This window comes from Campylobacter concisus (genome assembly GCF_003048405.1).
In the GTDB taxonomy this organism is placed as follows: domain Bacteria; phylum Campylobacterota; class Campylobacteria; order Campylobacterales; family Campylobacteraceae; genus Campylobacter_A; species Campylobacter_A concisus_Q.
In genome coordinates, this window is sequence record NZ_PIQS01000001.1 from 988,588 (window position 1) to 1,004,843 (window position 16,256).

Annotated in this window: 20 protein-coding genes; 17 read left to right on the forward strand and 3 right to left on the reverse strand. The window is 38.0% G+C overall.

Features of this window, described 5'->3' with window-relative positions:
• Positions 1–25: 25 nt before the first annotated feature.
• The 3 genes from CVT18_RS05185 to efp are packed head-to-tail and all read left to right on the forward strand — an operon-like array spanning position 26 to position 2,613.
• A complete protein-coding gene (locus CVT18_RS05185) occupies positions 26–454 on the forward strand; it encodes a hypothetical protein (protein ID WP_234410279.1) in 429 nt (142 codons plus the stop codon).
• The gene (serA, locus tag CVT18_RS05190) at positions 448–2,028 is read left to right on the forward strand and encodes a phosphoglycerate dehydrogenase (RefSeq protein ID WP_234410291.1); all 1,581 of its coding nucleotides are present in this window, start codon (positions 448–450) and stop codon (positions 2,026–2,028) included. The genes CVT18_RS05185 and serA overlap by 7 nt, the downstream gene beginning before the upstream one ends.
• Positions 2,029–2,046: 18 nt before the next feature.
• Positions 2,047–2,613 carry an elongation factor P gene (gene efp / locus CVT18_RS05195; RefSeq protein WP_103629111.1) on the forward strand — a complete coding sequence of 189 codons (567 nt, stop codon included), beginning with the start codon at positions 2,047–2,049 and terminating at the stop codon, positions 2,611–2,613.
• A 339-nt stretch (positions 2,614–2,952) separates the two neighbouring features.
• Here the strand turns inward: efp and CVT18_RS10660 are convergent, their stop codons facing one another.
• Positions 2,953–3,210, reverse strand: a complete 258-nt coding sequence (locus CVT18_RS10660) for a SelT/SelW/SelH family (seleno)protein (protein ID WP_265094534.1) — start codon at positions 3,208–3,210, stop codon at positions 2,953–2,955.
• Positions 3,211–3,294: 84 nt separating this feature from the next.
• Here CVT18_RS10660 and CVT18_RS05205 point away from each other — a divergent pair, with 84 nt between their 5' ends.
• The 3 genes from CVT18_RS05205 (at position 3,295) to CVT18_RS05215 (ending at position 5,189) form a co-directional block, all read left to right on the forward strand.
• Positions 3,295–3,846 carry a DJ-1 family glyoxalase III gene (locus tag CVT18_RS05205; protein WP_103629110.1) on the forward strand — a complete coding sequence of 184 codons (552 nt, stop codon included), beginning with the start codon at positions 3,295–3,297 and terminating at the stop codon, positions 3,844–3,846.
• A gap of 223 nt (positions 3,847–4,069) precedes the next feature.
• Positions 4,070–4,315 (forward strand): RNA recognition motif domain-containing protein, encoded by a 246-nt coding sequence (locus tag CVT18_RS05210; RefSeq protein ID WP_009294719.1) that lies wholly within the window; start codon positions 4,070–4,072, stop codon positions 4,313–4,315.
• Positions 4,293–5,189, forward strand: a complete 897-nt coding sequence (locus tag CVT18_RS05215) for a glutamate--tRNA ligase family protein (protein ID WP_103629109.1) — start codon at positions 4,293–4,295, stop codon at positions 5,187–5,189. The genes CVT18_RS05210 and CVT18_RS05215 overlap by 23 nt, the downstream gene beginning before the upstream one ends.
• Before the next feature lie 47 nt (positions 5,190–5,236).
• On the opposite strand, the gene sppA is transcribed toward CVT18_RS05215, so the two are convergent.
• Both sppA and CVT18_RS05225 read right to left on the reverse strand, forming a co-directional pair.
• Positions 5,237–6,100, reverse strand: a complete 864-nt coding sequence (gene sppA / locus CVT18_RS05220; protein WP_103629108.1) for a signal peptide peptidase SppA — start codon at positions 6,098–6,100, stop codon at positions 5,237–5,239.
• The gene (locus CVT18_RS05225; protein WP_107824302.1) at positions 6,088–7,305 is read right to left on the reverse strand and encodes a metal-dependent hydrolase; all 1,218 of its coding nucleotides are present in this window, start codon (positions 7,303–7,305) and stop codon (positions 6,088–6,090) included. The genes sppA and CVT18_RS05225 overlap by 13 nt, the downstream gene beginning before the upstream one ends.
• Positions 7,306–7,390: 85 nt before the next feature.
• Here CVT18_RS05225 and aroQ point away from each other — a divergent pair, with 85 nt between their 5' ends.
• The 11 genes from aroQ to mnmA are packed head-to-tail and all read left to right on the forward strand — an operon-like array spanning position 7,391 to position 16,231.
• Complete coding sequence (gene aroQ, locus CVT18_RS05230; RefSeq protein ID WP_004317604.1) at positions 7,391–7,870, forward strand: type II 3-dehydroquinate dehydratase; 480 nt, start codon at positions 7,391–7,393, stop codon at positions 7,868–7,870.
• Positions 7,867–8,892, forward strand: coding sequence for a M24 family metallopeptidase (locus CVT18_RS05235; RefSeq protein ID WP_107824303.1), 1,026 nt, complete (start codon positions 7,867–7,869; stop codon positions 8,890–8,892). Before aroQ ends, CVT18_RS05235 begins: the two co-directional genes overlap by 4 nt.
• The gene (folK, locus tag CVT18_RS05240) at positions 8,889–9,365 is read left to right on the forward strand and encodes a 2-amino-4-hydroxy-6-hydroxymethyldihydropteridine diphosphokinase (RefSeq protein ID WP_107824304.1); all 477 of its coding nucleotides are present in this window, start codon (positions 8,889–8,891) and stop codon (positions 9,363–9,365) included. Before CVT18_RS05235 ends, folK begins: the two co-directional genes overlap by 4 nt.
• A gap of 9 nt (positions 9,366–9,374) precedes the next feature.
• Positions 9,375–10,733, forward strand: a complete 1,359-nt coding sequence (gene flhF / locus CVT18_RS05245; RefSeq protein ID WP_103629105.1) for a flagellar biosynthesis protein FlhF — start codon at positions 9,375–9,377, stop codon at positions 10,731–10,733.
• Positions 10,726–11,592, forward strand: coding sequence for a P-loop NTPase (locus CVT18_RS05250; RefSeq protein WP_021090665.1), 867 nt, complete (start codon positions 10,726–10,728; stop codon positions 11,590–11,592). The genes flhF and CVT18_RS05250 overlap by 8 nt, the downstream gene beginning before the upstream one ends.
• A 13-nt stretch (positions 11,593–11,605) precedes the next feature.
• Complete coding sequence (locus CVT18_RS05255; RefSeq protein WP_021090750.1) at positions 11,606–11,950, forward strand: hypothetical protein; 345 nt, start codon at positions 11,606–11,608, stop codon at positions 11,948–11,950.
• A complete protein-coding gene (locus CVT18_RS05260; RefSeq protein WP_103629104.1) occupies positions 11,922–12,626 on the forward strand; it encodes an RNA polymerase sigma factor FliA in 705 nt (234 codons plus the stop codon). The genes CVT18_RS05255 and CVT18_RS05260 overlap by 29 nt, the downstream gene beginning before the upstream one ends.
• Positions 12,626–13,729: a flagellar motor switch protein FliM gene (fliM, locus tag CVT18_RS05265; protein WP_103629103.1), complete on the forward strand. Its 1,104-nt coding sequence runs from the start codon at positions 12,626–12,628 to the stop codon at positions 13,727–13,729. Before CVT18_RS05260 ends, fliM begins: the two co-directional genes overlap by 1 nt.
• Positions 13,719–14,567: a flagellar motor switch protein FliY gene (fliY, locus tag CVT18_RS05270; protein WP_103629102.1), complete on the forward strand. Its 849-nt coding sequence runs from the start codon at positions 13,719–13,721 to the stop codon at positions 14,565–14,567. Before fliM ends, fliY begins: the two co-directional genes overlap by 11 nt.
• The gene (locus tag CVT18_RS05275) at positions 14,567–15,160 is read left to right on the forward strand and encodes a TIGR00730 family Rossman fold protein (RefSeq protein WP_107788241.1); all 594 of its coding nucleotides are present in this window, start codon (positions 14,567–14,569) and stop codon (positions 15,158–15,160) included. Before fliY ends, CVT18_RS05275 begins: the two co-directional genes overlap by 1 nt.
• A gap of 48 nt (positions 15,161–15,208) precedes the next feature.
• Positions 15,209–16,231: a tRNA 2-thiouridine(34) synthase MnmA gene (mnmA, locus tag CVT18_RS05280; RefSeq protein WP_087576724.1), complete on the forward strand. Its 1,023-nt coding sequence runs from the start codon at positions 15,209–15,211 to the stop codon at positions 16,229–16,231.
• Positions 16,232–16,256: the final 25 nt, after the last annotated feature.

Consider the following 16,256-nt stretch of genomic DNA (forward strand, 5'->3'; position numbering starts at 1 on the left):
TGTCCTGCTATTTGTAATATTGGGTTTGGTTGGAATTTCTCTTGTTAAATTTGCAAGTGTAAATTTCAGCCAAATATCTGAAGAAAATATCACAAATGAGCAAAATTTAACCAAAAACACGACCAGCAATACCAACTGGATGAGTGAGCTAGCAACTATTAGAAAAAAAGATTATGTGCTGCCTGTAAATGAAATTTTTATAGAATACAACCGACCCAAAATAGAAAAGCCAAAGATTACTGCATATGAGCTTTTGATAGATAAAAATGATATCTATTCAATGTTTTGTTTGATGCAGACTTTAAGAAAAAGTGAGGTCGATTTTACTGTTGTAAAAGATGGTGCAAAAAGCCAGATATTTTTAAATACTCAAGACTCTAAGCTTCTACAAAATATTATTTTAGAACTAAGAGTTTATGATATCCACTCAAGTGTGAGAGAGGTAAAATTATGAAAACTATCATTGTTTGCGATGCGATACATCCAGTAGGTTTTGAACTTTTAAAAAAAGAGCAAGATATAAACGTAATAGACGCAGTTAATACTCCCAAAGATAAACTTTTAAAAATTTTAGGTGAGGCGGATGTTGCTATAACAAGAAGCTCAACTGAAGTAAACGAGGCGTTTTTAAATGCTGGTAAAAAACTAAAAGCTATTGTTAGAGCTGGTGTTGGTGTAGATAATGTCGATATAGAAGGATGCTCAAGGCGTGGCATAATAGCTATGAACGTTCCAACTGCAAACACTATTGCTGCAGTTGAGCTAACAATGGCGCATATGCTAGCTTCAGCTAGATCCCTTGAATACGCTCATAATGATCTAAAGCTAGATAGAATCTGGAAGCGTGAGAAATGGTATGGGGTTGAGCTTTTTAAGAAAAAGCTTGGTGTGATCGGCTTTGGAAATATTGGCTCGAGAGTAGCTGTTCGTGCAAAAGCTTTTGGTATGGAGATCATCGCTTATGATCCATATATTGATCCATCTAAAGTTATCGATATGGGCGGTACTTATACTAAAAATTTTGATGATATTTTAGCATGTGATTTTATCACGATACATACACCAAAAACTAAAGAGACAACAAATATAATCGGCGCCAAAGAGATCGCAAAAATGAAAGATGGCGTAAGACTTATAAACTGCGCTAGAGGTGGTCTTTATAACGAAGAAGCGCTTTATGAAGGACTAAAAAGTGGCAAGATAGCATTTGCCGGTATTGATGTTTTTACAAAAGAGCCAGCAACTGATCATCCACTTCTTGATCTAAATAATGTAAGTGTCACCCCACACCTTGGAGCAAATACACTTGAATCACAGCGAAATATCGCAGTTGAGGCAGTCGAGCAAGCTATTTTAGCAGCTCGCGGTATAAGCTATCCAAATGCGTTAAATTTACCTATAAAAACAGAAGATCTACCGCCATTTGTTGAGCCTTATATCGAGCTTACAAGCAAGATGGCATTTCTTGCAGCACAGATCAATAAAAGCGCTATCAAGGCTATCCGCATAGAAACTCACGGTCAAATCAGCGAATACGCAAATTCACTGCTAACATTTGCCATAGTTGGCGCGCTAAAAGAGAGTCTAGGTGATGCGATAAACTACGTAAATGCCAAATTTTTATGCGATGAAAAAGGCATAGTGACAGAAACCATTGCTGGTGGTGATAGCATTTTTAAAAATAAAATCACTGTTCGCATCACGACCGAAAAAGGCATCGCAACGGTTGGCGGCACGGTGTTTGGTGAAAATCAGCAACGCATCGTGACAATCAATGGCTTTAAGACTGACTTTAAGCCAAAAGGCAAGATGATCATCTTTAAAAACCATGACGTACCAGGTGTTATCGCTCAGATCAGTAAAATTTTAGCTGATGAGAAGATAAACATCGCAGACTTCCGCCTTGGCAGAGATGAGCATGGTATGGCGCTTGCGGTTATCTTGGTCGATGAACACATAAAAACAGAAACGCTAGAGAGATTAAACGCGCTTGAAGCTTGCGTTTGGGCTCAATACGCAGTTATATAAATTTTGAAAGGATAAAAAATGGCTTCATATTCAATGGGCGATCTAAAAAAGGGATTAAAGATAGAAATCGACGGTGTTCCTTATAAAATCGTAGAATATCAACACGTAAAACCGGGCAAAGGTGCAGCTTTTGTTCGTGCAAGGATAAAATCTTTCATTGATGGAAAGGTGCTTGAAAAGACTTTTCACGCAGGTGACAAGTGCGAGCAACCACATCTTGAAGAAAAAGAGATGCAGTATCTTTATGATGATGGTGAATATTGTCAATTTATGGATACGGTTACTTATGAACAAGTTGCTATTAGCGATGAGGATGTGGGTGACGTTAAGAAATGGATGATCGACGGCATGATGGTTGAAATATTATTTCACAATGGCAATGCGATCGGTGTTGAAGTGCCTCAAGTAGTTGAGCTAAAGATAGTTGAGACTCCACCAAATTTCAAGGGCGATACACAAGGCGGCAAAAAGCCAGCTACACTTGAGAGTGGTGCGGTAGTTCAGATACCATTTCACGTACTTGAGGGCGAGGTTATCCGTGTGGATACTGTTCGCGGCGAGTATATCGAACGTGCGAATAAATAAAGCAGCTTAATCTTTCTTGCTAAATTTACGTTTAGTAAGCCCAATGCTTAGCTAAAGTCACTATTTAAAAAGTATTGGCTTTAGCAAAAACTTCATTTCATACATTGTAAAATTTTAAGTAGCACTAGTATAGAATGCATAAAATTTTTATGCTCGAAAAAATAAACATAATCAAACATCAGTTAATAAAATCTTCAAAAATCAAAAAATATATAAAATAATGAAAATTCTTAACGAGATAAGCAAATGTTTTAACTATAAAATTTTATATTAGGATAGTAGAACCGTAAGTCAAAAACAGGGGAAAAACGAGACGGTTTCCCGTCTCGGTAGCTAGCATTAAGCCGACTTTTCTTTAAGATGTTTGTTTATAAGAGTTGTGATCTCTTCACCGTGAGGAAATCTCGCTTCATCATTTCCGATGCGATCTTTCTTAGAAAATATAACATCTCCATCAACCTCGACGATGAAATTTCCACCGCCACCTATAACCTTTTCGACTCTTGCATCACTAAAGTTCGCTTTTATTTCATCTTCTACACGAGAAGCTACCGGACGATAGTTTCAAGAGTTGCAGTAAATAATTTTTACTTGCATGCTCTGTCCTTTCTTGTGAAATAAGCCAACATTATATAAAATTTTATTTAACAAATAAAACATATTACTTGAAAGGATAAATTTATGAAAAAAGTTGCTGTGATTTTAGCTGAAGGATTTGAGGAGATAGAAGCACTAACTTCTGTTGATGTTTTACGTAGAGCTGGAGTGATAGCTTCTATTGTTGGGTTAAATGACGTAAATATCAAAGGATGTCACAATATATGCGTAAAAGCTGATGTGACACTTCGCGAGATGAAAGAGCTAGACTACGATGCGATCGTCCTTCCTGGCGGACTTCCAGGAGCTAGCAATCTAGCAAACGATACAAGGCTCAAAGCAATCTTACAAAATTTTGATAAAAGCAATAAGCTTATTTGTGCCATTTGTGCTGCTCCTATGGTGCTTGAGAGTGCTGGTGTGCTAAAAGATCATTTTGTTTGTTATCCAGGATTTGAAGAAAATGTAAGAAGTGATAAAAGGGGCTACGTGAGCGATAAAAACGTGCTAAAAGATCAAAACATCATCACAGCAAAGGGTCCTGCTTTTTCAATGGAATTTGCACTTTTTATAGTTAAAAATTTACTTGGCGATGAAGTATATCTTAAAGTAAAGAATGATTTACTTTATAAATAGCTTATAAAGATAAAATAATTTTTTATTTAATTATTCTTTTTAAACTTAAGATTAAATTTTGTTTAGTGATAGTTATAAAAACTCTATATATACGAGTTTGTAGCTTTTAAGAATATTTTTCAAAAAAATATAATAAATTTTTGATTTTTTACATCTTTTTGACGAAAATTAGCTATTATCACACTAACCGAATAAATCGGTAATTTTTTTAAGGAACACTCCTGTGAATATTTATGTAGGAAATTTGTCGTATAGAACGACAGAGGCAGAATTAAAGGAAGCCTTTGCACAATTTGGTGAAGTAAGGCGAGCAAAAATAGTAAAAGATAGAGAAACTGATCGCTCAAAAGGCTTTGGCTTTGTTGAAATGGACGATGCAAATGAGGGACAAAAAGCTATAGACGCACTAAATGAAAAAGAACTAGGCGGACGTACTTTAAGGGTAAATGAGGCCAGACCAAGGGATTAATGACTATTTGCCACCAAATGGTGGCATAGCATCCCGCATAGCTCCTACGCCTAGTGGGTTTTTGCATGCTGGCAATGCTTATAACTTCATCCTGACTTATCTTTTGACACGTTCGGCAAATGGCGTTTTGCACTTGCGTATTGATGATTATGATCTTAGTAGATACCGACAAGAATTTGTTCAAAATATCTTTGATGTTTTAGAATTTTTGGAGCTTGAATACGATAAAGGTCCAATTAGTGTAAGTGACTTTGAGCGTAATTTTAGCTTTAAAACGAGATCGCAAAGATATGAAAATGTGCTAAAAAAGCTTAATGAAATTTATATCTGCGAATGTTCAAGGACTACAAAAAATGCCTACATAAACGGCATTTACACTAAAATTTGTAAAAATAAAAATCTAAAATTTATAAAAGACAAGACCGCTATTAGACTAAGCGTGGATGAGGGTGATCCTCTTGGTAAGCTTGTGGCAGAGCAAATGGGCGATTTTGTGATTTACAAAAAAGATTTTACTCCTGCTTACAACTTTGCAAGCGTGATAGATGACGAGGATATGGGTATAAATTTGGTTGTTAGAGGTGAGGATTTAAAGGCTTGCACGCTAGCTCAAAGATACCTTGCAAAAAGGCTAAATTTTGGATTTTTTAATGCTAATTTTATTCATCATAAGCTACTTTTAAAAGATGATAAAAAGCTCTCAAAAAGCTCGAAATCACCACCAATTAATCTAAAAGATAGCCCGCAAATTTATTACAAAATTTTAGCAAATGATCTTGGTTTAGATATAAAATCAACGGACAAAATCCAAAATCTACTTTATGAGTTTAAGCTAAAAAATATAGCCAAAAAATTTTTGCAAAGTATGAGCTAAATTTATACTATATATGCAGTTTGTCCCCGCCCTGATCTTTGCTTTGATTATCTAAGCTTTGTCTCGAAAAATGCGTTAAAAAGCGAGTTTATGCCTTGCTTTGTAAATTTCTCCATTATCTTTTCGATCTGCGGTTTTTCTTGCCAAACGGGCTCATCTACGAGGCTCATTTTTGCTAGCTCGTTTTGAGCGTCTATGTAGCTACCAAGGCTGTCTATTAGCCCCATTTTTAGGGCATTGTGCGCCAAAAAGACCCTTGCGTTTGCCCACTCGTCTTTTTTGTTGATGTCTAAATTTCTAGCCTCCGCCACGTCGCTTACAAAGAGCATATAAGCGTCATTTACGAGCCCTTGCAAGCTCTCACGCTCTTGCTTGCTCCAGCTCCTCATAAAGGTGCCAGCCTCTTTAAACTCGCCAGCCTTCACTACCTGCTCGCTCACGCCTAAATTTTTGGCTAAATTTTCGATGTTTGCCCCTTGCATGATGACGCCAATGGAGCCGATGAAAGCACCCGGGTTTGCTACGATAGTGTCGGCGTTTACGCCAGCGTAGTAGCTACCACTTGCCATGTTGCCAGCTGCGTATACGAGTACTTTTTTACTCTCTTTTAGTCGCTTGACTGCCATAGCTAGCTCCACGCTTGGACTTAGCGCGCCGCCTGGGCTGTCGATGTAGAGCAGTACGCCTTTGATGTTGTTATCCAGCCTTGCTTTTTCGAGCGCATCTAAAATTTCGCTTGTGTCCATTATCGTGCCTGTGATGTCGATGCGGGCTAAATTTGGCTCTTTCATCTTACCATCTGGCGCAAATACGAAAAATAAGATCAGTAAAAATATGAGCGCCTTAAAGTAGTTGTTGATAAATTTAAAAATTCCCAAAATTCCTCTAAAAATAAGCCTTAAAATTTGCAAATTTTACCTCCAATATATAGTTTTTTGGCTTCATTTGTGTGAAGTATGAGCTGCAAAATTAGCTCGCTGTCATCGCACTCTAGGTCGCTATAGATTGCGATATCAGCTGCGCGTCCTGCCTTTATCTCACCGTTATTTATCCTAAGCGCCTTTGCGCCCCCATGTGTTGCAGCGACAAAAAGCCTCGTGGCAAGCTCGTTTAGATCAAGGCTTGTATGGGTAAATAGGGCGGCTCTTAGCTCATGCCAGAAATTTAGGCTGATATTTGAGCTAAGGCCGTCTGTGCCGATGTTTAGGCTAACGTTGTTTTTAAAAATTTCTTTTAAATTTAGTGCCTTTTTGCCAAGCAACCTGTTTGAAACCGCGCAGTGTGTCAAGCTGTGATGCGGCTTAAATTTAGCAAAATCGCTCACATAAACACAGTGCGTAAATAGAGTATTTATCTCACGAAACATCGCAAAATAGCCCTCCGCGTCATACATCGGCTTTGGATCAGGGCTAAATCTTAAAAGATGCTTTTTAAAGCCACCGCTGCCGTGCTCTAGCCACTGCTTTTCAGCCTTGCTCTCTAAAAAGTGCGTGCTAACAAGAAGATCGTCTTTTTTAGCTATCTCAAGGGCGGCTTTGGCTAGCCTTGGGTGCACAGAGTAGGGCGAGTGCAGCGATATGGCTGGGGTGAAATTTTTACTTTTATAGCCCTTTGTTTTTTCAAATTTAGCTAAGAAATTTTGCAAATTTTGGTGAGTCATCTGCTCGCTTGAGCCCAAAATTTCACTAAAAAGTACGACTTTTAAAGGGCTAGCGGCTAAAATTTCAAGCTCAGAGCCAAAACTAGAAATCTCACCAACGGTGCAAACTCCACTTTTTAGCATCGAATTTATAGCTTCATTCATCGCCTTTTTAGCGTCTATTTTGGCTAGCTCGCCACCTTTATCGACGATAGAGCCAAGCCATTTTATGAAGTCGCCGTACTTTAGAGTGCTGACATTTGAGCTAAACTCCAAATGGACGTGCGTATTTATAAAGGCTGGGGCGATCACGCTATCACCAAAGTCGCAAATTTTCGCCCCTTTAAATTTCTCAATCGCTGTTTTTTCGCTTAAAATTTCTAAAATTTTATCATCATCAATAACGACACAAGAATTTCTTAAAATTTTTGGATTTTCTCCGCCAGTGATGATCTTTTTTGCTTTTAAAATTTCCACATTTGAGCCTTAAATTTTTGTTATTGTAGCGAAAATTTAGGAACGAAAATGTATAATTTGGGCTATTTAATCAAAAAGGAGTGACATGGATAAGAAGCTAAAAATAATGGTTATCCAAGGCCCAAATATCAATATGCTTGGCGCTAGAGAGCCAGGAATTTACGGCGTTATGAAGATGGAGGATATCCACTCTCAAATGAAGATCGTTGCCGATCAAAATGACGTTGAGATCGAGTTTTTTCAAAGCAACCTTGAGGGCGAGCTAGTCGATAAGATCCAAGAGTGCTTGGGCGATGCTGACGGCATCATCATAAACCCAGCCGCTTACACTCACACCTCTATCGCTATCCGTGACGCACTAAGTGCGGTTGCGCTGCCAGTTATCGAGGTGCATATCAGCAACGTTTATAGAAGAGAAGAATTCCGCCATAAAAGCCTCATCGCACCAGTTGCAGCAGGCCAGATCGTGGGCTTTGGACCAGTTGGCTATCATTTGGCGATGATAGGCATGCTTCAAATTTTTGAGCAAATCAAAGCAGTAAGAGCAAATCAAAAAGCACAATGAATTTCATCTTAAAGGACGAAAATGCCGTATTTTACGAGTGCGGTTATAGCTGCGATAATGAGTTTTTGCTATGCCTTGATGGCGTGAAATACTTTTTTACGGATGCGAGGTACTATTTTGAGGCAAAAAGCTGCGTAAATGCAGGCGTGGTCGTTCTTTTAGCGCAGAGAAATTTAATAAGCGAGGTTAGGGCATTTTTAAGAAAGATGAAGCCAAACAGCCTTGTTTTTAACCCTGATGAGCTAAGCTTAAGCGAGTATAACGCGCTTAGCAAGGGTTTTAAGATAAATTTCAAGCCAAAGGCAAATTTCTCTAGGCTAAAGAGAATTTGCAAGAGCGAAGATGAGATAAAAATTTTAAAAAAGGCTAGCGAATTTGGGGCAAAATGCTTTGATGAATTTGCTAAATTTGTGCGTGAAAATGGCGAGGGGATGAGCGAAAAAGAGCTTCATTTCAACGCCTCGCTCATCTTTAGGCAAAAAAACGAGCTAGGTCTTAGCTTTGATCCGATCGTAGCGATAAACGAAAATGCCGCAAAGGCTCATGCGCTGCCTGGAGATAAAATTTTAAAAAAGGGCGATTTATTGCTACTTGACGCTGGGGTTAAATTTAAGCGTTACTGCTCTGATCGCACCAGAACTGCTTGCTTTGATGAAAATTTTAACTTCTCAAAGGAGCAGAAATTTAAAAACGCCAAGATGCAAGAAATTTACGAGATAGTAAAAGAGGCTCAGGCTGCTGCGATAAAGGTCGCTAGAGCTGGCGTTAGGGCGTGTGAGATAGACATTGCAGCAAGAAGCGTGATAGCAAAGGCTGGATATGAAAAGGCCTTTTTTCACTCGACAGGACACGGCGTGGGTGTCGATATACACGAGCTTCCAGTCATTTCAGCAAGGAGCGAAACACTCATAAAAGAGGGCATGGTCTTTAGTGTGGAGCCTGGAATTTATCTAGAAAATGAATTTGGCGTGCGCATCGAAGACGTCGTGGTCGCAAGAGAAGGTGGGTGCGAAATCTTATGAGGCTAGCTGGAGCAAGAAAGATCGTAAAAAGCCGTTTTTGCCCTAGTTTTTTTCAAAAAAGAGATGAGTTTAAGTATGAGGCGCTAGTTGGCATGGGTGGCAACATCGGTGATAGCGCAAAGAGGTTTGATAAATTTATAAGAGCGGTTAATGAAGATAGGCGTTTTCACGTAGTTGAAGTCTCGCCGATCCTTATAAATGCGGCGTTTGGCTACGAAGCGCAGGATGACTTTAGTAATGCTGTTATAAATTTACAAACATCTGTGAGTCCTAGAAATTTGCTAAAAATTTTGGGGCATTATGAGAGTAAATTTAAGCGCGTGAGGACGTTTAAAAATGCGCCACGCACGCTTGATCTGGATATTTTGTATTTTAGTAAAAAAGTCTATAAGACGCCGCGCCTTATCGTTCCGCACCCAGGGGCCGATAAGAGGCTTAGCGTGATCGTGCCACTAGGGCTTATGAGAGGTTAAAGGATATAAATGGCTACAAAATTTCATACTTTTACAGGTGAGAGCACTATCGAGGCTTTGAAAAAGGCTCAAGAGACGTGCGGCGAGAAGGCCATACTAGTTACTACAAAGCAAATTCAAGCAAAAACTATAAACAAAAAACCGCTTTATGAGATTTTAGTAAGTGTTGAAGAAGACGATGTTAAACAACCACCAAAGCCTAATGCAAAAGCCATAAACTACGAGAATGCCTACTCTAAATTTAGCAAAAACTATGAACCTGCTAAGCCAAAATTTGAGATAAAAGAAGAGCCTGCTAAATTTGAGGCAAAGACGACGTCGCCTGAGCCTTATGATCCAAATGAGAGCGTGCTTTTAAATATCTCAGACGTCGCAAAAGAGATAAGTGCGATCGCAAATGTCGATATGAACGAGATCAAAGAGCCAAACACAAATGGCATGAATAAAAAAATAGACGACGTAGCAAAGCAAGTAAGCGTGCTAAGCGAGAAAATAGGGCTGATAACTGACATGATCTGGGACGAAAAAGCCCCAAATCGCAACAATCTCTCGATCCCACCAGAGTTTGCTAGCATCTATAAACTCGCAAAACAAAGTGGCATGAAAGATGAGCATTTAGAGGCTATCATGCAAACGACGCTTGAAAATTTACCAGTCTCAATGAAGAGTAATCCAACTGCTGTAAAGAGATATTTTTATTCGCTTTTGCGAAATATGCTACCTTGCAGAAAAGAGCCAAGCGATAAAAAACAACGTATCATGATGCTAGTTGGCCCAACTGGAGTTGGTAAGACTACGACTCTTGCAAAGCTAGCTGCTCGTTTTGCTTACGGCAATGAAAAACGCTATAAAACAGGTATCATCACGCTTGATACATATCGTATTGGAGCGGTTGAACAGCTATTTCAATACGCTAAAATGATGAAGCTGCCTATTCTCGATGTTATCGAGATAGATGACTTTCAAAATGCTATAAAGCAGCTTAATTATTGTGATGTGATACTTATTGATACGACTGGAAATTCGCAGTATGACAAAGAAAAACTTGAAAGGCTTGATAAATTTTTAAAGCATAGCGGTGCAAAGATTGATGTAAATTTGGTCCTTTCGGCTGGCTCAAAGGTTGAGGATCTAATAGAAATTTATAATGGATTTTCATTTTTAGAGATCGATACTTTAATAATCACAAAATTTGACGAGACCAAAATTTTTGGCAACGTATTTTCGCTCATATATGAGACAAACACGCCAGTTAGCTACTTTAGCGTGGGTCAAGAGGTGCCTGATGATCTTGTGGAGGCAAAGAGCGAATTTTTAGTAGAGTGCGTGTTTGACGGCTTTACAAAGCAAAAGGCTAGCGATGAATAATCAAGCGCAAAAGTTACAAAATTTAGTCCAGTCTCAAAGCAAGAGCAAAAATACACATTTTATTGCGATAACTAGCGGCAAAGGTGGTGTTGGTAAGAGTACGATAAGTGCAAATTTGGCAAATGTTTTATCAAAAAATGGCTACAAAGTAGGGCTATTTGACGCTGATATCGGCCTTGCAAACCTTGATGTCATCCTAAATGTAAAAATGGGTAAAAATTTACTTCACGTGCTAAAAGGCGAGTGCAGCCTAAAAGATATCTTGATACCTATAAATAAAAATTTGATCCTCATTCCTGGCGAAAGCGGTGATGAAATTTTGAAATTTAACAATCAATTTTTATTTGAGAGGTTTTTGGATGAGGCGAGCGAGCTTGATGAGCTTGATTTTTTGATCATCGATACTGGAGCCGGCATAGGCGGTAGCACACAGCTATTTTTAGAAGCGGCTGATGAGGTAGTAGTGGTAACTGTGCCTGATCCTGCGGCGATAACTGATGCATACGCTGTCATAAAGATCGTCTCAAGGTTTAAAAATAGCGAGCTTTTGCTCTTAAATATGGTAAAAAATGAGGCAGAAGCGACTAGAATTTATGAAAATATCAAACGTGTTGCTAATGCAAATATCGGGCCTAGCTTAAATTTAGAGCTTATAGGATTTGTAGCTTCTGATAAGAATGTTTCAAGAAGTATAAAACAACGAACGCTTTTTACAGACGACGCTGCTTATGCTGAGCCTAGCGCTCAGATAAAACAGATAGCTTCGAATTTGCTTTATAGGTTGGAACGAAAAGTGCTTAACGATGAGCAAAGCAGGAGCTTTGGGGGCTTCTTTAAGCGTTTAATAGAACAATTTTGATGGAGATTGAGCTTTGCGTGCAGAAAATTTTATAGCATTTTTTACGGTTTGTGGTTTTTTTGTAGGTATAGTTTTTACCTTGTTAAAGGTGAGTGAGCCTATCGAAATGCTAGTTTATACACTAGTTATTACTTTGTTTTTTTATCTTATAATTCACATTGTTATCATGAACTACATCGATGTGAAAAGGGCTTTAACTAAAATTTTTGACAAACAAAAACACGAAGAGATCGCAGACTATCTCATCTCTGAGCTAAATACTAGAGAAAAGCGTATGGAAAATATTATGGTAAAAATGACTGCTGAAAATTTTGATTCTGGTAAACGAAATGCACGAGTTAAAGCAAAAGCAGCTTAACGCTTATAAAAACACGATAAAAAAAGAACAAGACGAGATCGTCTTAAAATATATGCCAGCACTGCGTGCAATGGCGTTTAGACTAAAGGAGCGTTTGCCATCAAGTATAGATGCAAATGATCTGATAAGTATTGGCGTTGAAGAGATGATAAAGCTTAGTAGGAAGTATGACAAAGAGCAAAATGACTCTTTTTGGGGGTATGGCAAGAAGAGAATTTATGGATCTATGCTTGATTATCTAAGGACGCTTGATGTTGTTAGCAGAAGTGATAGAAAACTTGTAAAGAGTATAAATAGTGAGATAGATAACTACTTTAATGAGCATGAAGAAGAGCCAAGCGATGAATATTTGGCTGAAAAGCTTAATGAAGATATTGAGAAGATAAGAGAGGCAAGAGGCGTTAGCGGTATTATCACTATTTTGCCAATAGACGAGCAAATGGAGCTAATTGGTCAAAGCGATGTCGAAAAGAGCATTGAAAGAGAAGATCTTATTTTAAAAATAGAAGAAGCTTTAAAAGATTTTGACGAAAGAGATCAGATGTTGGTTCAGCTTTATTATTATGAAGAGCTAAATTTAAAAGAGATAAGCCAGATCATGAATATCAGCGAGAGTAGAATTTCACAAATTCATAAACGTTTGCTTGATCGTATCAGGCGTAGCTTGGGGGTTTAATGGCTGATATTTTAAGTCAAGAAGAGATAGATGCGCTACTTGAAGTTGTTGATGAAGATGGCGATACGAGCAACATCGAGGTTGAAGAGAGATCGCAAGGCGAACAAAAGCAGATTATTATTTATGATTTTAAGCGTCCAAACCGCGTTAGTAAAGAGCAACTCCGTGCGATAAAAGGCATCCATGATAAGCTTGCTAGAAATTTAGCTAGTCAAATTTCTAGTGTTATGAGAAGTATTGTTGAGATCAGACTTCACAGTGTTGATCAGATGACTTATGGCGAATTTTTAATGAGCTTGCCAAGTCCAACGAGCTTTAACGTCTTTTCTATAAAACCGCTTGATGGAAACTGTGTTTTGGAGATAAATCCAAGCATTGCCTTTCCTATGATAGATCGTTTGCTTGGCGGAACTGGTGAAAATTTTGAGGCAAATAGAGAACTAACCGACATTGAAGTAAATTTGCTTGATGCGGTGCTTAGAATGATCATGCAGCGTCTAAAAGAGAGCTGGTCAATGATAACTGATATGTACCCAAATGTGGAAGCCAAAGAGAGCAGTCCAAATGTCGTACAGATCGTCTCTCAAAATGAGATCGTCATCATGGTCGTTATGGAGATCATAGTTGGTGGCTCAAGCGGTATGATAAATTTATGCTATCCGGTTATCTACCTTGAACCGATACTCTCACGCCTTGCAAACAGAGACATTATGCTTGGTGAAACAAGTGCAAAAAAAAGTAGAAATAAAGAGCTAAAAACACTTATCGGACGGGCAGAAATTTTATATGAAGCTATACTTGGCAAATCGATCATTAGTGTCAATGAGTTTTTAAATTTAAAAGAAGGCGATATTTTAAGGCTTGATAGAGGAGCTGATGATAAGGCGATCGTTTGTATAGATAAAAAAGAAGTTTTCTTGGCTGAGGTCGGACTTCATAGATTTAGAAAATCTATAAGAATTGAGCAGTTAATACGCTCCGATAAAGATGAGATCAAAAACATCCTAGAAAAATATGAAGAAGAGAGAAAAGCAAAACTAATGGCCTATGAAGCCAACGAACGCAATATGGAAGAAGAAGAGAGTGACGAAGATGATGAATGATTTTTTTAATATATTTTCTAATGAACTAAAAGCTACTATCGAAGGGCTTACAGGTAGAGCTCCAGAGGTTGGTGAGAGAAACGAATTTGATGCACCAACACAAAACGGTATAAAGCCTCCAGTGGTAATGGCTAGCGTTGCTTTAAGTGGCGACATCAATGCTAAAACAGAGATAGTATGCACTCCGGTTTTAATAAGTGCCATTAGCGAATGGATGATGGGCGAAGAGGAAATTTCAAAGAATGAAAATTTAGGTAGTGATGAGCTTGACGCCGCAAAAGAGATATTTTCAAATCTTTTTAGTGCTTTTAGTACATCCTTGGGCGCTCAAAAGGGCATGCCAAAGATAAATTTTGAAGTAATAAATGTAAATTTTTTAGATGAAAATTCTTCGCTTGATTTTAGTGTTTATGAAAAGTTATTTTTATTTAATGTCAAAATCGAAGATTTAAGCGAGCATATCGGTTTTGCTTGCGATCATTCGTTGATGAAATTTTTTGAGCCAACAAAGACCGAAGCACCAGCTGCACCAGCGAGCACTCCTCACGTAGCTAAGGGCGATTTTAGCGCTGAAGAGATGAGAAATATCGGGCTTATAATGGATGTTAGGCTACCTATTCGTGTTCGTATCGGCTCAAAAAGAATGCTTTTAAAAGATGTGCTTACCATGGATATTGGCTCAGTTATCGAGTTAAACCAATTAGCAAACGATCCGCTTGAAATTTTGATCGGCGATAAGGTAATAGCTCTTGGTGAAGTTGTAATAATCGATGGAAACTTTGGCATCCAGATCACTCAGATAGGCTCAAAACGCGAGAGGCTTCAACAGTTAAAATAATGAATAATGAATTAGTTAGTGATCTTTTAAATTTTCCAAACGTCTTAAAATATAAAAATAAAAATGTTACCTTCTTTGGCTCGGCTAGATTTGACGAAGAAAATTTCTATTGCAAAAAGGCTTATGAGCTAGCTTACAAACTAAACGAGCTAGGATATGCCATCTTAACTGGTGGTGGGGACGGTATAATGAGAGCCGCAAACAAGGGCGCGTTTGATAGTGCAAAATCGCCAAGCATAGCCCTAAATGTGAGACTTCCGTTTGAACAAAATACAAACCCTTACGTCACGGCAAAATATCTCTTTTCAAATTTAAGCCCAAGAAAATTTGCACTCACCGATCGTTCAGTCGCATTTGTCGTATTTCCGGGCGGCTTTGGCACTCTTGATGAACTTTTTGAAATTTTAGTACTTGCTCAAGTTGGTAGCAAAAAAGTAAAAATTTTTCTTTTTGGGAGTGAATTTTGGCAAGGGCTTGATGAGTTTATAAAAAATACGCTAGTTAGCCAAAAAACAATAAAAAAAGAAGATATAAATTTATACAAAATCACCGATGATTTAGAGCTTATTGTGAATGAAATTTTGGCTATTTAAAAATAAGATATAAAATATCCCCTTTTAAATTTCAAAGAGGTAAAAAATATGAAAATAATGGTCGCAATGAGCGGTGGTGTAGATAGCACTATGACGGCTAAATTTCTGCAAGAAGCTGGTCATGAAGTGCAAGGTTGCTATATGATGCTACATCAAAAGCCAGGATATCACGAAGAAAATATCAGAAAAGTGAAAAAAGTGGGCGAGTATCTTGGCATAAAGGTACATATTTTGGATCTGCAAGATAAATTTAACGAGTTTGTCTATGATCCTTTTGTGAAGCTCTATAAAGAGGGCAAGACGCCAAACCCTTGTGCTTTGTGCAATAAATTTATAAAGCTTGGTGCGTTGCTTGATTTTGCAAAGGCAAATGGCTGTGAGAAGCTTGCTACTGGGCATTATGTGCAAGTTATTGATGGATTTATAACATGTGCAAAAGATCCTAGCAAGGATCAAAGCTACTTTTTAGCCCAAGTGCCAAAAGAGATATTAAAAGATGTTATTTTCCCGCTTGGGGATAAATTTAAAAAAGATATAAAAGAGCTTGCAAGAAGTGTAAAAGTGCTTGAAGAATTTGCTACGCAGGCAGAAAGTAGTGAAATTTGCTTTGTGGAAGATACCTATATCGAAGTTTTAAATAAGCATTACAATACAAATTTACCAGGAAACGTAGTTGATAAAGACGGCAAAATAATCGGTCGCCACCAAGGCTATATGCACTATACTATCGGCAAGCGCCGTGGTTTTGAGGTTTTTGGCGCCCATGAGCCACATTTTGTTATAAAGATAAATGCCGATAAAAACGAGATCGTCGTAGGAACAAAAGATGACTTGGCTCAAAAGGTAGTCGAGCTTGAAAACGTAAATTTATTTATAGATAAAGATAAATTTGAGTGCGAAACCAAGATAAGATATAGAAGCCCTAAACTTGATGCTTTTGTTGAGGTTGATAAAGAGAATAAAACAGCAAAACTAACGCTAAATCAAAATGCACTTGGTGTGGCGCAAGGTCAGCTTTGTGTTATGTATGATGGCGATAAGGTTATTGCAAGTGGATTTATAAAAGGCTAGTTTTAGCCTTTTATAAAAATTTATT